The 15,185-nt window shown below is 60.4% G+C and carries 19 protein-coding genes and 2 tRNA genes; 3 read left to right on the top strand and 18 right to left on the bottom strand.

Going from position 1 to position 15,185, the window contains the following annotated elements:
• Window positions 1-97 precede the first annotated feature (97 nt).
• From ACR3FB_RS16450 to ACR3FB_RS16425, 6 genes are all read right to left on the bottom strand, one after another.
• Window positions 98-172: transfer RNA gene (locus tag ACR3FB_RS16450), tRNA-Phe, on the bottom strand.
• Between the two features lie 79 nt (window positions 173-251).
• Complete coding sequence (locus ACR3FB_RS16445; protein WP_170379863.1) at window positions 252-434, bottom strand: DNA gyrase inhibitor YacG; 183 nt, start codon at window positions 432-434, stop codon at window positions 252-254.
• Window positions 431-1,453 (bottom strand): ribonuclease E/G, encoded by a 1,023-nt coding sequence (locus tag ACR3FB_RS16440; RefSeq protein ID WP_480566157.1) that lies wholly within the window; start codon window positions 1,451-1,453, stop codon window positions 431-433. Before ACR3FB_RS16440 ends, ACR3FB_RS16445 begins: the two co-directional genes overlap by 4 nt.
• On the bottom strand, window positions 1,450-2,028 hold the full coding sequence (locus ACR3FB_RS16435) for a Maf family protein (RefSeq protein ID WP_480566159.1): 579 nt from the start codon (window positions 2,026-2,028) through the stop codon (window positions 1,450-1,452). The genes ACR3FB_RS16440 and ACR3FB_RS16435 overlap by 4 nt, the downstream gene beginning before the upstream one ends.
• Before the next feature lie 11 nt (window positions 2,029-2,039).
• Entirely contained in the window at window positions 2,040-2,258 is a 219-nt protein-coding gene (gene infA, locus ACR3FB_RS16430; RefSeq protein ID WP_005978431.1) for a translation initiation factor IF-1, read from the bottom strand.
• Window positions 2,259-2,348: 90 nt separating this feature from the next.
• The gene (locus tag ACR3FB_RS16425) at window positions 2,349-3,224 is read right to left on the bottom strand and encodes a carbon-nitrogen hydrolase family protein (RefSeq protein WP_170689441.1); all 876 of its coding nucleotides are present in this window, start codon (window positions 3,222-3,224) and stop codon (window positions 2,349-2,351) included.
• Between the two features lie 146 nt (window positions 3,225-3,370).
• Between ACR3FB_RS16425 and ACR3FB_RS16420 the strand changes: the two genes are divergently transcribed.
• On the top strand, window positions 3,371-3,586 hold the full coding sequence (locus ACR3FB_RS16420; protein ID WP_480566161.1) for a hypothetical protein: 216 nt from the start codon (window positions 3,371-3,373) through the stop codon (window positions 3,584-3,586).
• A 97-nt stretch (window positions 3,587-3,683) separates the two neighbouring features.
• On the opposite strand, the gene ACR3FB_RS16415 is transcribed toward ACR3FB_RS16420, so the two are convergent.
• The 9 genes from ACR3FB_RS16415 to ACR3FB_RS16375 all read right to left on the bottom strand — a co-directional run bounded on the left by ACR3FB_RS16415 (window position 3,684) and on the right by ACR3FB_RS16375 (window position 9,488).
• Entirely contained in the window at window positions 3,684-4,283 is a 600-nt protein-coding gene (locus ACR3FB_RS16415; RefSeq protein WP_480566163.1) for a GNAT family N-acetyltransferase, read from the bottom strand.
• A complete protein-coding gene (locus ACR3FB_RS16410) occupies window positions 4,276-4,674 on the bottom strand; it encodes a ketosteroid isomerase-related protein (protein WP_419740689.1) in 399 nt (132 codons plus the stop codon). The genes ACR3FB_RS16415 and ACR3FB_RS16410 overlap by 8 nt, the downstream gene beginning before the upstream one ends.
• A 3-nt stretch (window positions 4,675-4,677) precedes the next feature.
• On the bottom strand, window positions 4,678-5,130 hold the full coding sequence (locus ACR3FB_RS16405; protein ID WP_170379877.1) for an arsenate-mycothiol transferase ArsC: 453 nt from the start codon (window positions 5,128-5,130) through the stop codon (window positions 4,678-4,680).
• 3 nt (window positions 5,131-5,133) lie between these two features.
• Window positions 5,134-5,613, bottom strand: a complete 480-nt coding sequence (locus ACR3FB_RS16400) for a UPF0262 family protein (RefSeq protein ID WP_170379879.1) — start codon at window positions 5,611-5,613, stop codon at window positions 5,134-5,136.
• A 99-nt stretch (window positions 5,614-5,712) separates the two neighbouring features.
• Entirely contained in the window at window positions 5,713-7,014 is a 1,302-nt protein-coding gene (gene hisD / locus ACR3FB_RS16395; RefSeq protein ID WP_480566165.1) for a histidinol dehydrogenase, read from the bottom strand.
• 53 nt (window positions 7,015-7,067) lie between these two features.
• A complete protein-coding gene (locus tag ACR3FB_RS16390) occupies window positions 7,068-7,523 on the bottom strand; it encodes a GNAT family N-acetyltransferase (RefSeq protein WP_480566167.1) in 456 nt (151 codons plus the stop codon).
• A gap of 61 nt (window positions 7,524-7,584) precedes the next feature.
• Window positions 7,585-8,061: a DUF2948 family protein gene (locus tag ACR3FB_RS16385; RefSeq protein ID WP_480524122.1), complete on the bottom strand. Its 477-nt coding sequence runs from the start codon at window positions 8,059-8,061 to the stop codon at window positions 7,585-7,587.
• Complete coding sequence (gene murA / locus ACR3FB_RS16380) at window positions 8,058-9,326, bottom strand: UDP-N-acetylglucosamine 1-carboxyvinyltransferase (RefSeq protein ID WP_480566169.1); 1,269 nt, start codon at window positions 9,324-9,326, stop codon at window positions 8,058-8,060. Before murA ends, ACR3FB_RS16385 begins: the two co-directional genes overlap by 4 nt.
• Before the next feature lie 6 nt (window positions 9,327-9,332).
• Entirely contained in the window at window positions 9,333-9,488 is a 156-nt protein-coding gene (locus ACR3FB_RS16375; protein WP_170379886.1) for a hypothetical protein, read from the bottom strand.
• An 83-nt stretch (window positions 9,489-9,571) separates the two neighbouring features.
• Between ACR3FB_RS16375 and ACR3FB_RS16370 the strand changes: the two genes are divergently transcribed.
• Window positions 9,572-9,646, top strand: a tRNA-Thr gene (locus tag ACR3FB_RS16370).
• Window positions 9,647-9,731: 85 nt separating this feature from the next.
• Here ACR3FB_RS16370 and ACR3FB_RS16365 read toward each other — a convergent pair.
• The 3 genes from ACR3FB_RS16365 to ACR3FB_RS16355 are packed head-to-tail and all read right to left on the bottom strand — an operon-like array spanning window position 9,732 to window position 13,957.
• Window positions 9,732-11,345 (bottom strand): AMP-binding protein, encoded by a 1,614-nt coding sequence (locus ACR3FB_RS16365; protein ID WP_480566171.1) that lies wholly within the window; start codon window positions 11,343-11,345, stop codon window positions 9,732-9,734.
• Window positions 11,346-11,361: 16 nt separating this feature from the next.
• Window positions 11,362-12,171, bottom strand: a complete 810-nt coding sequence (gene dmdD, locus ACR3FB_RS16360; RefSeq protein ID WP_480566173.1) for a methylthioacryloyl-CoA hydratase — start codon at window positions 12,169-12,171, stop codon at window positions 11,362-11,364.
• Between the two features lie 22 nt (window positions 12,172-12,193).
• Window positions 12,194-13,957, bottom strand: a complete 1,764-nt coding sequence (locus ACR3FB_RS16355) for an acyl-CoA dehydrogenase family protein (protein WP_480566175.1) — start codon at window positions 13,955-13,957, stop codon at window positions 12,194-12,196.
• A gap of 114 nt (window positions 13,958-14,071) precedes the next feature.
• On the opposite strand from ACR3FB_RS16355, the gene ACR3FB_RS16350 reads away from it, so the two are divergent.
• Window positions 14,072-15,100, top strand: a complete 1,029-nt coding sequence (locus ACR3FB_RS16350; RefSeq protein ID WP_480566177.1) for an AraC family transcriptional regulator — start codon at window positions 14,072-14,074, stop codon at window positions 15,098-15,100.
• The last annotated feature ends 85 nt before the right edge of the window (window positions 15,101-15,185 follow it).

Here is a 15,185-nt window from a genome sequence, read left to right as displayed (position 1 = left end):
CAAATGAGAAGGGAACGGTTTTGCTCTCCAGCATGTACTACGCCCTTGGTCAGCTCCAGTGAAAGCTGAAGGGAAACAGTAGCTTACCCGCTGCGAATGGTGCCCGGGGGCGGAATCGAACCACCGACACGAGGATTTTCAATCCACTGCTCTACCCCTGAGCTACCCGGGCACGGGAATGGCAATTGCCATTGGGTGGAGGCCTTCTATGACTTGCACCAAGCGGTGTCCAGAGGCTTTTTGACATTTTTTCAGTGCGGACGGCGGGGGATGTCTTCGGGTTCGGAAATCGTGTCCTCGGTATCCTCTTCGCGTTGCGAGGGCACGGCGTAGGATCCGTTCAGCCACTTCGCCAGATCCAGATCCGCACAGCGTTTGGAACAGAACGGGCGGTATTTGGAAACCGTCTTTTCCTGACAGATCGGGCAAGTCATCCGAGCACCTCACTTAAAGGGATACGCCCTCGTTTGCGTTGCAACTCGAAATGGCCCAGTGGTGTCCAGCCTGCTATCGTCGTTTCGATCCCGTCCGCTTTGAACGCGGCGCGTAGTGCTTGCTCCAGACCACTACGGTCTTTCTTAGGCATCGGGGCCATGTCGATAGTGATTTGCCCGCCCAGACCGCGCACCCTCAGAGCGCGTGGAAGGGTCTTGGCGCAGGCGAAATTGGCCTTTGTGCCGGCTGCGAGCGAAGTGTCGGCGCCGGTGTTCACATCCACTGCAACAAGCGCGCGAGTGGGTTCGATGTATAGATGACCTCCGCCCGGTAGGGGCTCGGCAATGCCACGGGCGATGTCCAGCGCGTCCAGAACGCCGTGATGTTCGAAACCACCGGCCTCGGTCACGACATCTGCTGGGTCAGTCCAGTCTCGCCAGGCCAGGATATGTGGACCGTCACCCTCGGCCAATGTTTCTGGCTCGGTGCCCGGATCGTTCAGGACCTGTTCGGCCTGCGTCAGCATGGCGCCGATATCTTCGGCGATCTCATCCGCATCCGCACCAACGCAGCAGGATCGCAGAATCAGGCCGTAGGCGCTGTCGCCCATGACCTCGTGGGCGATTTCCAGCAGGCGGTCGCGCTCATCCTCATCCTTGATGCTGCGCGAGATGTTCAGGCCCGGAGCCTCGGGCGTGACAATCGCATAGCGGCTTTTAAACAGAACGCGATCGGTGACCGGAACGGCTTTGCCGGGTTCGGCAAAACCTGTCACTTGCACCAGCAGAAGCGCTCCGGGTGCTAGACCTTTGACCTGGCGGAGAAAGGCAGGCCCGTCCGGGGTGGTGAGGAACATGCCGCCCTGGCCTTTGACCGGACGATCCGCGCGGGCGCGGTAGATCGTGCCGGGAGGCGGTGCGTCTCCGGCGATCAGAAAATCGTCGAGCTTTCCGTCGACCATCAGCGCGGCTGCTTCTCGGCCTTCAATATGGTCCAGAACGATTGTGCGGCCTTTCATGGCGCCTCTCTGTGCAATGGGTAGCCGATTGCCTGCAAAAGTGCGGCTGTCTCGGACAGGGGCAGGCCCACGATGCCGGTGAACGATCCGGAAATCCAGGGAATGAACGCCCCAGCCGGACCTTGGATGGCATAACCACCCGCCTTGCCCTGCCAGTCATCTGTCGCAAGATAGGCGTTCACCTCGAGATCCGACAAGCGTTTCATCTTGACCTGAGAGACCACGTCTCGCTGCAACACCCGGTCTCCGCAGCGCACCGCGACCGATGTCACGACCCGGTGCCGACGCCCGGACAGAGCGTGCAGAAACTCGGCCGCTTCTCCTGCGTTTTCGGGTTTGCCCAGAATGCGACGCCCCAGCGCCACCGTGGTGTCCGCGCACAAGACAATATCTGCACTTTCCGCCTGAACAGCCAGCGCTTTTTCGCGCGCAATACGGCTACAATAGGGAACCGGAAGCTCGCCCTTCAAAGGCGTTTCGTCGATGTCAGGAGGGCGCACGTAATCGGGCTGCACGCCAAGCTGCGCCAGCAGGTCCAGCCGCCTTGGGCTGCCCGATCCGAGGATAAACGCCATGAGGTAGGGCGTTACTTGAAGCGGTAGTTGATCCGACCCTTGGTCAGATCGTAAGGGGTCATCTCGACCTGAACCTTGTCGCCGGCCAGAACACGGATGCGGTTCTTGCGCATCTTGCCTGCCGTATGTGCGATGATCTCATGGCCGTTTTCCAGCTCGACCCGAAACGTCGCATTAGGCAGGAGTTCCTTCACGACACCGGGAAATTCGAGCGTATCTTCCTTGGCCATGTTGTCTCCATCATTACGTTGCACTCGCAGAATCTGCGAGGATCTGCGCTTAAATGAGCCTATTTTTCCCTTATTTCAAGGGCGGAATCATTAAAGCGCGGAGAATGTGACAGATTCGACTCGGGGGGATTGCTCGTCCCAGTGGGTTCGATTCAGGACATGCCCGTCGGCGCGGACATCGGCGATGGCGCTCAGGTCGATATCGGCATAGGTCCAGCCCGGTTGGTTCAACACACCTTCGGCCAGAACGCCCGTCTGTGGAAAGCCCTTGTCAGGCGGGCCAAAAATGCCGCCTGTGCCGGTGTTCATATCCACGGCCTCGGACCATTCATTGTTCCCCACCAAGGACGCCATGACCGTAACGCATTGATTTTCCAAGGCACGCGACATCGCCCCGATGCGCACGCGCCAATACCCCGCTAACGCTTCGGTACAGGAGGGGACAAGGATCAGATCCGCATCGCTCAGGGCGCGGCCTAGCAGGGGGAATTCGCTGTCATAGCAGATCAGTACGCCGATCTTGCCCAATGCCGTGTCGAACAGTTTAAGAGGGCCGCCGGGGGCGATGTCCCATTGTTCGCGCTCGAACCGGGTCATGATCTGCTTGTCCTGATGGTCCTGACGGCCATCTGGCGCATAAAGTTCCGCCCGGTTCACCGGACGCCCTGCACCTGTTGCGACTGGGGCCGAAGCCCCTAGGATGTACGTCTTGTATTCCTTCGCCAAGCGCTGGTGCAGGTTCTGCACATCTTCTATCCGGTCCGAGACCGCCTGAATCGACCGCTCCAGATCAACCGCCACGTCGGCCCCGTCCAGTGTCGAAAGTTCCATTGCGCCGTATTCGGGAAAGACCAGCAACTCGGCCCCGTTCCCGGCGGCCTGCGCCACCCAGGCGTTCAGCTTGTCCTCGTATTGCGCCCAACTGTCGAGCCAATCGAGGTCATAGGCGGAGGTGGCGACTCTCATGAATCTGTCCTTCGATACTGATTTGCCGGGACACTAAGTGACGATGGCCGGGCGTGTACAGGCCCAACCTCTCGGTCGGAAGAAACGACGACAAAGTGAATTGGAGGCCTCAGGCCCATGTGGTTTAATCGAACCCGGAGGACACCATGCAAAAACCGGAAAGCTTCGAGAAGTTCTATTTCGCCAAGGTCGGCATGGGTGAGGCCTGCGGCTGCGCGGAACGTGTCATTGACGTCTATGAGTTCAATCGCAAAGGCGACGCCCAGAGCAAAGACAGCGTGGTCCCGAAAAAGCGCAAGACCAGGTCACTCCGCGGCTGGGCCGTGAAATACGGTCTAATCAGTCGAAGGCGTCAAGGTTGAGAACTTTGCCTCGCTGGTCTTACAGGACTTTCTCAGAACGTGGCTGCAGTTTAAGCCTGCGTTGATTGGGTATGGCACCGGAGACTGCCGGCAAGGCTCATGCTGACAAATCCCGGATCCAAAACTGCAATGGCTTGAGTGTCTCGCCCTCGTCCCCGACATCTTTCCACGAGAATTGAGCAATGGCTCCGGGCAATGGTTCGTAGCCGCGGGATTTCCAGAACGTATCAAGCGGGCGATAGGTTGCAGGCCGCATGGGGTGATCTGCCGGGCGTTGGACGCTGCAGAAAGCGCATTTGGTGAAACCCTGCGCGCGGGCGTGGGCCTCGCGTTGATCGAAGAATTTGTGACCGACACCTTTGCCTCGGTAGTCGGACAGTAGGACGGATTCGGCGCAGTAGAAAATCTGTGACAGGTCCAGACCCGTGCCTTGAAACGCCGCGGCAAAATCGTCAGCGTGGTCGGTCAAAGGCGCGCCCGTCGAGGCTCCAATCAGGCGGTCATTGTCGAAGGCGCCGACAACGATGGCCTTGTCGCTGTCGCGATAGGATTGCAGGTAGCTGCGCTCGTATTCCAGGTCGCCATCATAGAGATAGGGCCAGGCCCGAAACACCTCGATCCGCAGGCGCGCGACGTCGTCCAGAGCGGCCTCAAGCGCCGCTCCGGTCAGGGGCCGGACGGATGTGACCTCAGCCATTCGAGACCTGTTTGGTCCAGTCCGCAAGGTTGTAGAAGGTGGTGACGCGGGTGATCTTGCCGTCATGCAGGTCAAAGAACGAGCCTGCGGGCAGGCGGTAGGTCTGGCCATGCGCTTCGGGCAGGCCCTCGTCGGTTTCCAGATAGGTGCCGTTGACGATGAACTCGGCCGCGGCGCGGGTGCCACCTTGGGCATCGAACACCACGATATCGGTCAGGTTCTCTTTGTAGCAGCGGTTCATATGGGCACAGAAAGCTGCGAATTTCTCTTTGCCGACTCGAATTTGGCCTTCGTTCACATGATGGGCCACGTCATTGGACAGACAGGCCAGCATGCCATCGACATCGCCGGCGTTGAAGGCGTTGAAATAGGTCTTCACGGTCTGGTTCATGGGTCACTCCGTTGGTTCGCCCCAGCGGTCTTTAAGATGCTTGATGATCTGATCGCGGGTCTGTCGGTAGTGATGTAGCTTTGATTCCCGCGTCTCGCCCATCCCGGTAGGGTCCATTATTGGCCAATAATCGACATCGAGGTGGAAAATCCGGGTCAGCTCCAGCGCCCGCCGCTGACTGGCCGGGGACAAAGCGACGATCAGATCGAACGAGCTGAGGTCGTCGCCCCATTCCTGCATCTCGTCAAAGGATCGGGTGCGGTGGCGGGAAAGTTCAACGCCCATTTCCTGACAGACGGCAATGCAAAAACCGTCAATGTCCAGATCGTTGCGAACGCCAGCGGATTGCACATAGGTGCCGGTACCGTAGAACTTTTTCATGATGCCTTCGGCCATCGGAGACCGAACCGAGTTGTGGTCGCAACAGAACAGAATGGACTGCGGCAGAGGCGTCACCCGTTAGCCTCCGAAATGTAGAACGCAGATCAGCGTGAACAGGCGCCGGGCGGTGTCGGTGTCTACGTCGGCCTTGCCTTCCAGCCGTTCTTGCAGAACCCGGCTGCCTTCGTTGTGAATGCCGCGCCGGGCCATGTCGATGGTTTCGATCTGGCTGGGAGGCAGAGATTTGACCGCGTCGAAATAGCTTTGGCAGATCTGGAAATAGTCTTTCACCACCTGCCGGAACGGCCCGAGGGACAGGTGGAATTCAGCGGCTTTCTGGCTGTCTTCGGTGCTGATATCAAAGACCAGACGTTTGTCGCGGATCGAAAGCTGCAGGTGATAGGGGCCGTCGGGAATTGCGCGATCATCCCGCTGAGGCAGGTCAAAGCTGTTCTCCTCAAGCAGATCATAGATGGCGACCTTACGCTCCTGCTCGATCTCAGGGGTCGGCGGGGGCAGGTTCCGGTCATCCAGTTCGATATGCGAGATACGGGTCATTTTAACGGTCACAATCCTTCACGTCTGCTCAGACCTATAACAATGGATTTCAATGGGCAACGCACAGAAACGCCTCAAGCTGGCGATCTGTGCCTCCCATCAGCCGTTCAGCCGGTTCAGGCGTGCGGTGACGGACAAACCATGCGCCTCGAGGCTTTCCGATTGCGCCAGTGTCTCAGCTGCAGGGCCGATCGCGCGCAGCGCTTCGGGGGTCATCTGGCTGAGGGTGGTACGCTTGAGGAAATCCATCACGCTGAGGCCGGATGAGAACCGCGCCGACCGTGCTGTCGGTAGCACATGGTTGGGGCCGCCGACATAGTCTCCGATGGCTTCCGGAGTGTACTGTCCAAGGAAAATCGCGCCTGCGTGGATGGTCTTTTCGCTCAAATTCACCGGGTCGGCCACGCATAGTTCCAAATGCTCCGGGGCGATGCGGTTCGAAAGCGCGGCGGCCTCATCCAGATCGCGCACGGTGATGATCGCGCCAAAGTCCCGCCAGCTGGCCCCGGCGATGGCGCGGCGCTGTAGGGTCTCAAGGCGTTTTTCGACGGCCAGCGCCACGGCCTGACCGAACTCGACGTCATCCGTGATCAGGATCGACTGCGCGCTTTCATCATGTTCGGCCTGGCTAAGCAGGTCCAGCGCAATCCAGTCGGGCTCATTGTCCTTGTCGGCAATCACCAGGATTTCTGAGGGACCCGCGATCATGTCGATTCCGACCTTGCCGAACACCCGGCGTTTGGCTGCGGCGACAAAGGCGTTGCCCGGGCCGGTGATCTTGTCGACCGGAGCTATCGTTTCAGTGCCATAGGCCAGCGCGGCGACGGCTTGCGCACCGCCGATACGGTAGATCTCATCCACACCGGACAGTTGCGCGGCCATTAGGACCAGCGGGTTCGCCTGTCCGTCCGGCGTCGGCACGACGATGGCCAGCCGCTCGACCCCTGCCACCTTGGCCGGGATTGCGTTCATCAGAACGGACGAGGGGTAGGAGGCCAACCCGCCAGGCACGTACAGACCCGCCGCCGAGACGGCCGACCAGCGCCAGCCGAGCGTCGCCCCTGTCTCATCGGTCCACTGGTGGTCTTCGGGCATCTGCTTTTCGTGATAGGCGCGGATGCGCTCTGCCGCCAGTTCCAGCGCGGCGCGGTCTTCGAGGGTCACCTGTTCGACGGCTTCGGCAATTTCGTCAACCGAAAACGCCAATGTCTCAGGCGTCAGTTCCAGCCGGTCGAATTTTGCGGTCAGCTCGATCACCGCCGCATCGCCACGGCTGCGGACATCCTCGATGATCCCGGCCACCACCGCATCCACATCCGGGCTGTCTTCGCGCTTGGCCGATAGCAACGTTTGAAAGGCGGCCTCAAACTCGGGCGAGGTGGTGTCGAGAAAAACGGGCATGATCTGGCACTCCGGAGCGTTTCACGGGGACATATCGCCCTTAAGGGTTGGTCTCAACCCTTCTCGGCCGGGTGCAGCGATTTGCGCAGGGGGAATTGGGTCATCCCTTGCCACTCTTCCACATCGCCCGCCGAAACCCAGCCATATCTGAGGTAGAAGGCCCGTGCTGTGTGGGTGGCATCCAGATAGGCCTGTGCGCAACCTTGATCCGCCAGCTCCTGTTCAAGCCGGGCCAGCAGGGCCCGCCCGATACCACGCCGCACATGGCCGGGATCGACATAAAGCAGTGAGATCATCGAGCCGTGGCGCAGCCCTCCGACGGCCACGATCTGTCCGTCTAGCTCAGCCACCCAGATATCCGAGCCGCTTTGTATCCAGCCGCGAACGGTCTGCGGGTCTTTATTGGATGTCCACAGCGCCACAAGTTCGGGGTCTTTGTGGTGATCCGCCGCGCAGAGATGGGTGATCGAGCGGATCAACACCTGGCTGATCTGGAACACATCAAACACGGTCGCACGGCGCAGCTCCAGACTCGAGGCGGGTCCAGAGAAGGCCTGCGATATGCCGCGTTTATTCTGGATGATGCGGTGCCTGGCCCGAGGGGGCGCTATAGGGGCGCGTCACGTCTTTCAGGGTGGCTTCAATTGCCTCGACCGTCAGACGGATCGCGCCGTCACCCGCAAGGGTCAACAGGATCTGTCCCGCGCCGTCCTCGCCCGCCTCGAAATCGACCGAGAGCAAGGACATCACCATATCCGTGTCGCGGCGGTCGATGCCCTGACTGGCGACGGATAGCACCGAGTCGAACACCAGAACCGACTGCACACGTTCAAAAGGTCGGTCGCGGCGAGTGGCGGCATCCTTGTCCTCCCACCTAAAGCGGTTCAGCAACAGCCCGAAACGGCGCTGCGAGGGTTGCCACTTCATCTCGGTCACAGGGAACACCGCATCCTGCGCAAGCGATGAGATCACCTGCAGGTCATCGCCGTCTTCGGCACCCAGATTCAGCGGCGCCTCGCGGCCGTCTTCAAAACTTGCGTCTGTCATTCGCCCTTGATCCGTTCGATTTTGGCACCCACGCCTTCCAGCTTGCGCACCACATGCTCATATCCGCGGTCCAGATGATAGACCCGGCTGACAGTTGTTTCGCCTTCTGCCGCCAGACCCGCCAGTATCAACGAGACCGAAGCCCGCAAGTCCGTCGCCATCACTGGCGCTCCTTTGAGGTTTTCAACACCGGTAACAGTCGCCGTTCCGCCATGCACTTCGATATTCGCGCCCATGCGTATCAGTTCGGGCGCGTGCATGAAGCGATTTTCGAAAATACGCTCCTCCAGAACCGAGGTCCCTTCGGCCGTACACATCAGCGCCATCATCTGCGCCTGCAGGTCAGTGGGGAAGCCGGGGAAAGGCTCGGTGACCACGTCCACGGCCCGCACGCGACCATTCTTGCGCGCAACTTTCAGGCCCTTTTCGGTTTCCGAAACGCTGACGCCTGCGGCTTCGAGTTTTTCCACGAAGGAACTGACCAGCGACATGCGCCCGCCCAGCAGTTCTACTTCGCCACCGCAGATCGCAGGAGCCAACATATAGGTGCCCAATTCGATCCGGTCCGTCACCACCTGATGGGTGGCACCATGCAGACGGTCGACGCCCTGAATTTCGATCGTCGATGTCCCTTCACCCGAGATCTGAGCGCCCATCTTGCGCAAACACTCCACCAGATCGACAATCTCGGGCTCGCGCGCGGCGTTCTTCAGGACAGTGGTGCCTTTGGCCAGGGTTGCAGCCATGACGATGTTTTCGGTCGCTCCGACCGAGGCAAAGCGCATCTCGTGCACCGCGCCTTTCAGCCCGCCCGGAGCCTTGGCATGCAGATACCCGTCTTTCAGTTCGATTTCGGCCCCCAGAGCCTCCAGACCTTCGACATGCAAGTCCATCGGACGCGCGCCAATGGCACAGCCGCCCGGCAGCGACACGACCGCTTGACCGAATCGCGCTAGCAACGGCCCCAGCACCAGATTTGAGGCCCGCATCTTGCGCACGATGTCATAATCCGCCGTCTGGCTGGTCAGATCATGGCTGGACATCGCGATGACCTGCCCGTCCTGCAGCGCGGACACCTCGGCCCCCAGCGATTGCAGAAGCGCTGTCATGGTCTTGATGTCGCTGAGGCGTGGCGCATTGGTCAGCGTCAGCGGTTCTTCGCTGAGAAGCGTCGCAGGCATCAGCGTCAGGCACGCGTTCTTGGCCCCCGCAATCGGTATCTGACCGTTAAGCGGCCCGTTGCCCGTCACCAGAATCGAATCCATCTGCTCTTATCCCTCATCCTTGTCGGCTTTGTCATCCGAGGCCGCCCGCGCCTTGGCCTGCGCCTTGCGCCGAGCCATGTTGGCCTTGAGTGCTGCTTTCAGCCGCTCTTCCCGCGCATCACCGGATTTGCCGTGTTTTTTAGGTGTATCTTTGTCTGCCATGGTCTTTCTCTACAGGAGGCGAAAAAAACCGTCCAGACACCCTTGCGCCGCGTTTCGTTTGAGTCTAATCACCCGCCCACGATGCTGCTGTAGCTCAGAGGTAGAGCACTCCCTTGGTAAGGGAGAGGTCGAGAGTTCAATTCTCTCCAGCAGCACCATGATTTCCCAGACAGAACCGAGACGCGTTTGCCAAGGTTTGAGGCTTTACCCGAGCTTTGTTGGAAAAACCCGGGCAGAGATGTGTCAAAGCGACTGTGTTTTGACGCGGTCGCGCAGTTGGAATTTCTGGATTTTACCGGTTGAGGTCTTGGGAAGCGTCTCAAAAACAACTGCTTTTGGGGCTTTGAACCCGGCCAAGTGATCGCGACAGAAGGCGATGATGTCCTCAGCGGTTGCCTCGGCCCCGTCGCGCAATTCGATAAAGGCGCAGGGGACCTCGCCCCATTTCTCATGCGGCATTGCGACCACGGCGGCGGCCTGAACCGCGTCATGGCGATACAGCACCGCTTCGACCTCGACGGATGAGATGTTTTCGCCGCCCGAGATGATCACGTCCTTCAGCCGGTCGCGGATCTGGATGTAGCCGTTTTCATGCATCACAGCTCCGTCGCCGGACCAGAACCAGCCGTCCTCGAAGGCGTTTGAGCTCGCCTCGGCGTCTTTGTAGTACCCGGCCATGACCGTGTTGCCCCGGATGGCGATCTCACCTTGCGTGGCACCATCGCGCGGCACCGGTGCGCCGCTGTCGCGGTCGATCACCGTGACCTCTTCGACCATCGGGAAGGCGATGCCCTGCTGCGCCTGCAATTCAGCCTGTTCCGCCGGGCTGAGATCATTCCACTCCTCTTGCCAGAGGCATTGCGAGATGTGGCCGTAAGTCTCGGTCAGGCCATAGACCTGCATGACGTCAAACCCCATCGCGCGGGTTTTCTCCAAGACCGAAGGGGGCGGAGGCGCGCCGGCGGTCAGCACCCGGATTGCGGGATCAAACGGGGCGGCGTCGCTTTCGGCCTCGGCTAGCATTTGCAGAACGATGGGGGCGGCACCGAAATGGGTCACACCATGGGTGCGGATCGCCTCCAGAATGCGGTCCGCGGCGGGGATGCGTGTAAAGACAACCGTCCCTCCAAGCATCGCCATCAACCAGGGATGGCCCCAGCCGTTGCAGTGGAACATCGGCACGACGGACAGATAAACCGGATAGGGCGGCATCTGCCATGCGGTGCCCGTACCCAACGCCATCAGGTAAGCGCCACGGTGGTGATAGACGACGCCCTTGGGGCGGCCCGAGGTGCCCGAGGTGTAGTTCAGCGCAATCGCGTCCCACTCATCATCGGGCAGATCGATCGGCAGGGGTGGGGCTGTGGTCAGCGCCTCATAGGTCTGGCCGCCGAGGGTTTCACCAGTGGCCGCAGGATCGGCGATTTCGACGACAGGTATTGTGCGCCCCAGCAGATCAAACGCTTTGGACAGAAGCGGCGCCAATTCACGGTCCACGATCACCAGCTTGGTGTCCGCATGATCCAGAATATAGGCGATGGTTTCGGGCTCGAGCCTTTTGTTGAGCGTATTCAGCACCCCTCCGGTCAGGGGCAGGGCGAAATGCAGCTCAAAGAGTTCCGGGATGTTCGGGCTGAGGACCGAGACGGTATCGCCCTTCTGCACCCCAAGTGCGGCCAACCCACTGGCCACCGCGCGAATGCGGGCGGCGGTTTCCGCCCAGCTTCGTCGGATGTCACCATAGATAACAGCTGTGCGCGCGCCGTGCAGGGATTCGGCGCGGCGCAGGAAGGACAAAGGGGACAAAGGCACATGATTGGCCCGTGTCTTCTGAAGAGCTTCGAAATGGTGACGCATCCGGGTCCTGCCTGTCTTAGCTGTTGGGCCGCACGCGGGCGGCGGTTTTATTGGCAAAGGCTTCCAGCCGTTCGCGCGCGGCGGGCTGGGTGTTGACCACGCCGCCGACCACGGCTTCGGCATAAGCTGCATCCATGCCGGACATGTTGTTCAAATGGCTGATCGCCGAGCAGATCGCAAAATTGGTCAAAGGCAGGTTCTGCGCGATTTGGTCTGCCAGTTCCATTGCCTTGGCCATGCTGCCACCGTCTTCGGTGATGTATTGCGCCAGTCCCAGATCGACAGCCTCTTGCCCCTGGTAGACGCGGCCGGTCAGGATCATGTCGATCATGCGGTATTTGCCGATCATGTCCGAGACGCGGATGGTTGCGCCTCCGCCCGTGAAAATCCCGCGCTGTCCCTCGGGCAAGGCGAAATAGGTGCCGGGGTCGATGACGCGGATATGGGCGGCGCTGGCAAGCTCGAGCCCGCCGCCAACCACCGCGCCTTTCAGGGCGGCGATGATCGGCACACCACCATATTCCATCTTGTTGAACGCCTCGTGCCAGCGCAGGCAGACATGCATGAAGTCATCGGGGCTGCGATCGGCTTTCCAGTGTTCCACCAGATCCAGACCCGCGCAGAAGTGATCGCCCTCGCCGGTCAGCACCACCGCCCGCACGCCGGCCGTACGCGCGCCGCTGAAAAAGCGGATCAGTTCTTCGATCGTGGCCACGTCCAATGCATTGCGCTTGGTCGGGCGGTTCAGGGTCACGGTAAAGAGGCCATTGTCACGCTCGGAAATCGCGAGGTTCTCATAGGTGGCGGGGTTCACGACATCGTTCATGTTGCGGATCCTTTTAAAGGCGTTATTCGGGGAAGGCCGCGTCAAGCAGGCTACGCGCGCCGTGCAAGATGCGGGTGTGTTCGGTACTGCATTCGGGCAGGATGTGTTGGGCAAAGAACAGCGCGGTGGCGATCTTTTGGGTCATGAACTGCGTGTTCTGCCCATTGTTCAAAGCCGCCTGCGCCGGGGTGACACCTTTTGCCAGTTTCCAACCCGCCGCAAGCGTACCTGCCAGCATCAAAAACGGGACCGAGCCCGCAAAAGCGGCGTCGATGTCCTTGCGGCTGTTTTCCAACAGCCATTCCAGCGCGGCTTCAAACGTGCCGCGTGCCTGCGCAAGGTTTGCGCCGATGGCTTGCGCGGTGGCATCGCCTTCTGCCAACTCGGCCTCAGTTGCAGCTATACGCGCGGCGAACCGGCGGGCGGTCTCGCCCCCGTCGCGCATGACTTTTCGACCCAGAAGGTCGTTGGCCTGAATGGCGGTCGTGCCCTCGTAAATCGGCAGAATGCGAGCATCACGATAGTGCTGTGCGGCTCCGGTTTCTTCGATGAAGCCCATACCGCCGTGGATTTGAACGCCCAGAGAGGCGACCTCGACCGCGCGTTCCGAGCAGAAGCCCTTGACCAGCGGAACCATGAACTCGGCCAGGGCGGCCATGTCCGGATCATCCTGATGATGTGCGATGTCCAGCAGCCCGGCTGTGGCCGCCGCCATCGCCCGCCCGCCTTCGGTGAGGCTGCGCATCCGCATCAACATGCGGCGCACGTCGGGGTGTTCAATGATCGCCACCGCGTCCTTGACCTGACCATTCACGGGGCGGCTCTGGACCCGGTCCCGCGCATAAGCCAAGGCGCGCTGATAGGCGCGTTCTGATGTCGCGATGCCCTGAACGCCGACCGAAAAGCGCGCCGCGTTCATCATGATGAACATATATTCCAGCCCGCGGTTTTCGTCACCGATCAGGAAGCCCTTGGCGTCCTTGTATTCCAGCACCGCCGTCGGGCTGGCGCGTACGCCCAGCTTGTGTTCGATGCTGACACAGTTCACCGAATTCTCGGCCCCGACCGAGCCATCCTCTGCCACCATCTTCTGCGGGACGATGAACAGGCTCAGCCCCTTCGGTCCGGCGGGCGCGTCAGGGGTGCGTGCCAGAACCAGATGGATGATGTTCTCGGTCAAGTCATGCGCGCCATATGTGATGAAGATCTTGGTGCCGGATACGCCGTAACTGCCATCGTCGCGCCGCACCGCCTTGGTCGAGACGCGACCCAGATCGCTGCCCGCCTGCGGTTCGGTCAGGTTCATCGTGCCCGACCAGCGTCCAGCAATTAAAGGCTCTAAATAGGTGGCTTTCTGCGCGTCCGAGCCCGTGAGCAGCAGCGCCTCGATCGCACCATCGGTCAGCAATGGGCACAGGCCAAAGCTCATGTCGGCAGCGTTAAGCATCTCGACTGCCGCCGCGCCAACCGTACGCGGCAGTCCCATACCGCCAAACTCTGGCGGGTGCGTGAGGGCCTGCCAGCCCATCTCAACAAATTGCGCATAGGCCTGTGCGTCCCCTTCGGGCATCGTCACGCGGCCATTGTCAAACTGTGCGCCCAACGTGTCGCCGACATGGGACAGGGGCGCGATCTGTTCGCTGCAGAACCGGGCATAGCCCTCCAGCGCAGCGCCGATATCGGTCAGTTCGAAACCCGAGTATGCTTCCAGAGTGGACACTGTTTCCCAATGGGACAGGTGTTCGATACAGAACATCAGATCCTGCACGGGTGGCTGATAGGACATGCCAGATTCCCCCAATGGTAGTTGTGGTTTCACGTCATTTATCTGCCGTGCAGCTTGCCGAAAAGCTCATATATTGCCAAGTTGCTATCCGATATTGCCAAATTGGGGGCGATCATGGTCAGCAATGACCCCATCTCACTTACAACCGTTTCTGCCGGTTTCATCCAGGATTGGCTTGAGGCGCTGAGGGTGTGTTGCAGCGCAGATCAGATGAAGTTCCTACTGGACCGTTCGGGCCTGCACGCCAGTGCGTCAGAGCCTGCGCAGCGTGTGACACTTCAGGAAATCGCCCGCTTGTACCAACTGGCCGCGCCTGAGACTGGGGACGAAATGATGGGCCTCTGGAGCCGTCCCATTCGGCCACGCGCCTTGCAGCATCTTGTGACCGTCCTGCGCGAAGCAAGCAGCCTGACCTCGGCGCTGTATCGTTTCTCGACATTCTGGAATTTATTGCTGGATGATTTTCATCTGGATCTGCGCACCGGGCCGGATTTGGCTGAACTTTCGCTGGTACCGTATCGGCAGGACACGGCACCCCAGCGCTTTGGTCATATGCTGATCCTAAAACTTGCGCATGGGCTGCTGTCATGGCTGGGCGGATCGGAAACGCCGGTAAAGGCCGTTCGCTTTGCCTTTGCGCGGCCAAGTTTTGCGGCGGACTATGCGGTTGTCTTCCCCTGCGCGGTCACATTCGATGCTCCGCAGACCAGCATTCTGTTCGATCCGCGCCGCTTTGATCCCCCGATCACGCGCAGTCCGGCTGAGGCGTCTCTATTTCTGGAACGCGCACCGATCGACTGGATTTTCACCAACTCACGCGCCCATACAAACAGCCTGCAGGTCCGGGCGTTCCTGTATCGGACGTCCTGGAAAAGCAGCCAGCTTCCCGATGCGGCCCTGGCTCTGAAGATGACGCCCCGGACCCTGAACCGGCGTCTCAAGGACGAGGGCACCTCGTTTCAGGACATCAAGGACGCCCTGCGCCGCGATATTGCGATCCGCGCCCTGCAGCAAAGCGGCGACAGTATCGAGCAGATTGCGTTCGATACGGGGTTCTCGGCCCCGGCGAATTTTCACCGCGCATTCCGGAAATGGACCAACCGCAGCCCGGGTTCGTATCGCGCACAGGATCGCGCGGTCTGACCGTCGCGGCGCTTGCATGTCTCTGTCATATTGAGCCTTTATGGGTCGTTGAACAGCAACTGTTCGGGTTGTCTGCCCAAGGTTT

It is taken from the genome of Ruegeria sp. AO1 (assembly GCF_056535985.1).
Note: the sequence above shows the minus strand (reverse complement) of the source record. Positions and strands in the feature narration are given on the sequence as shown.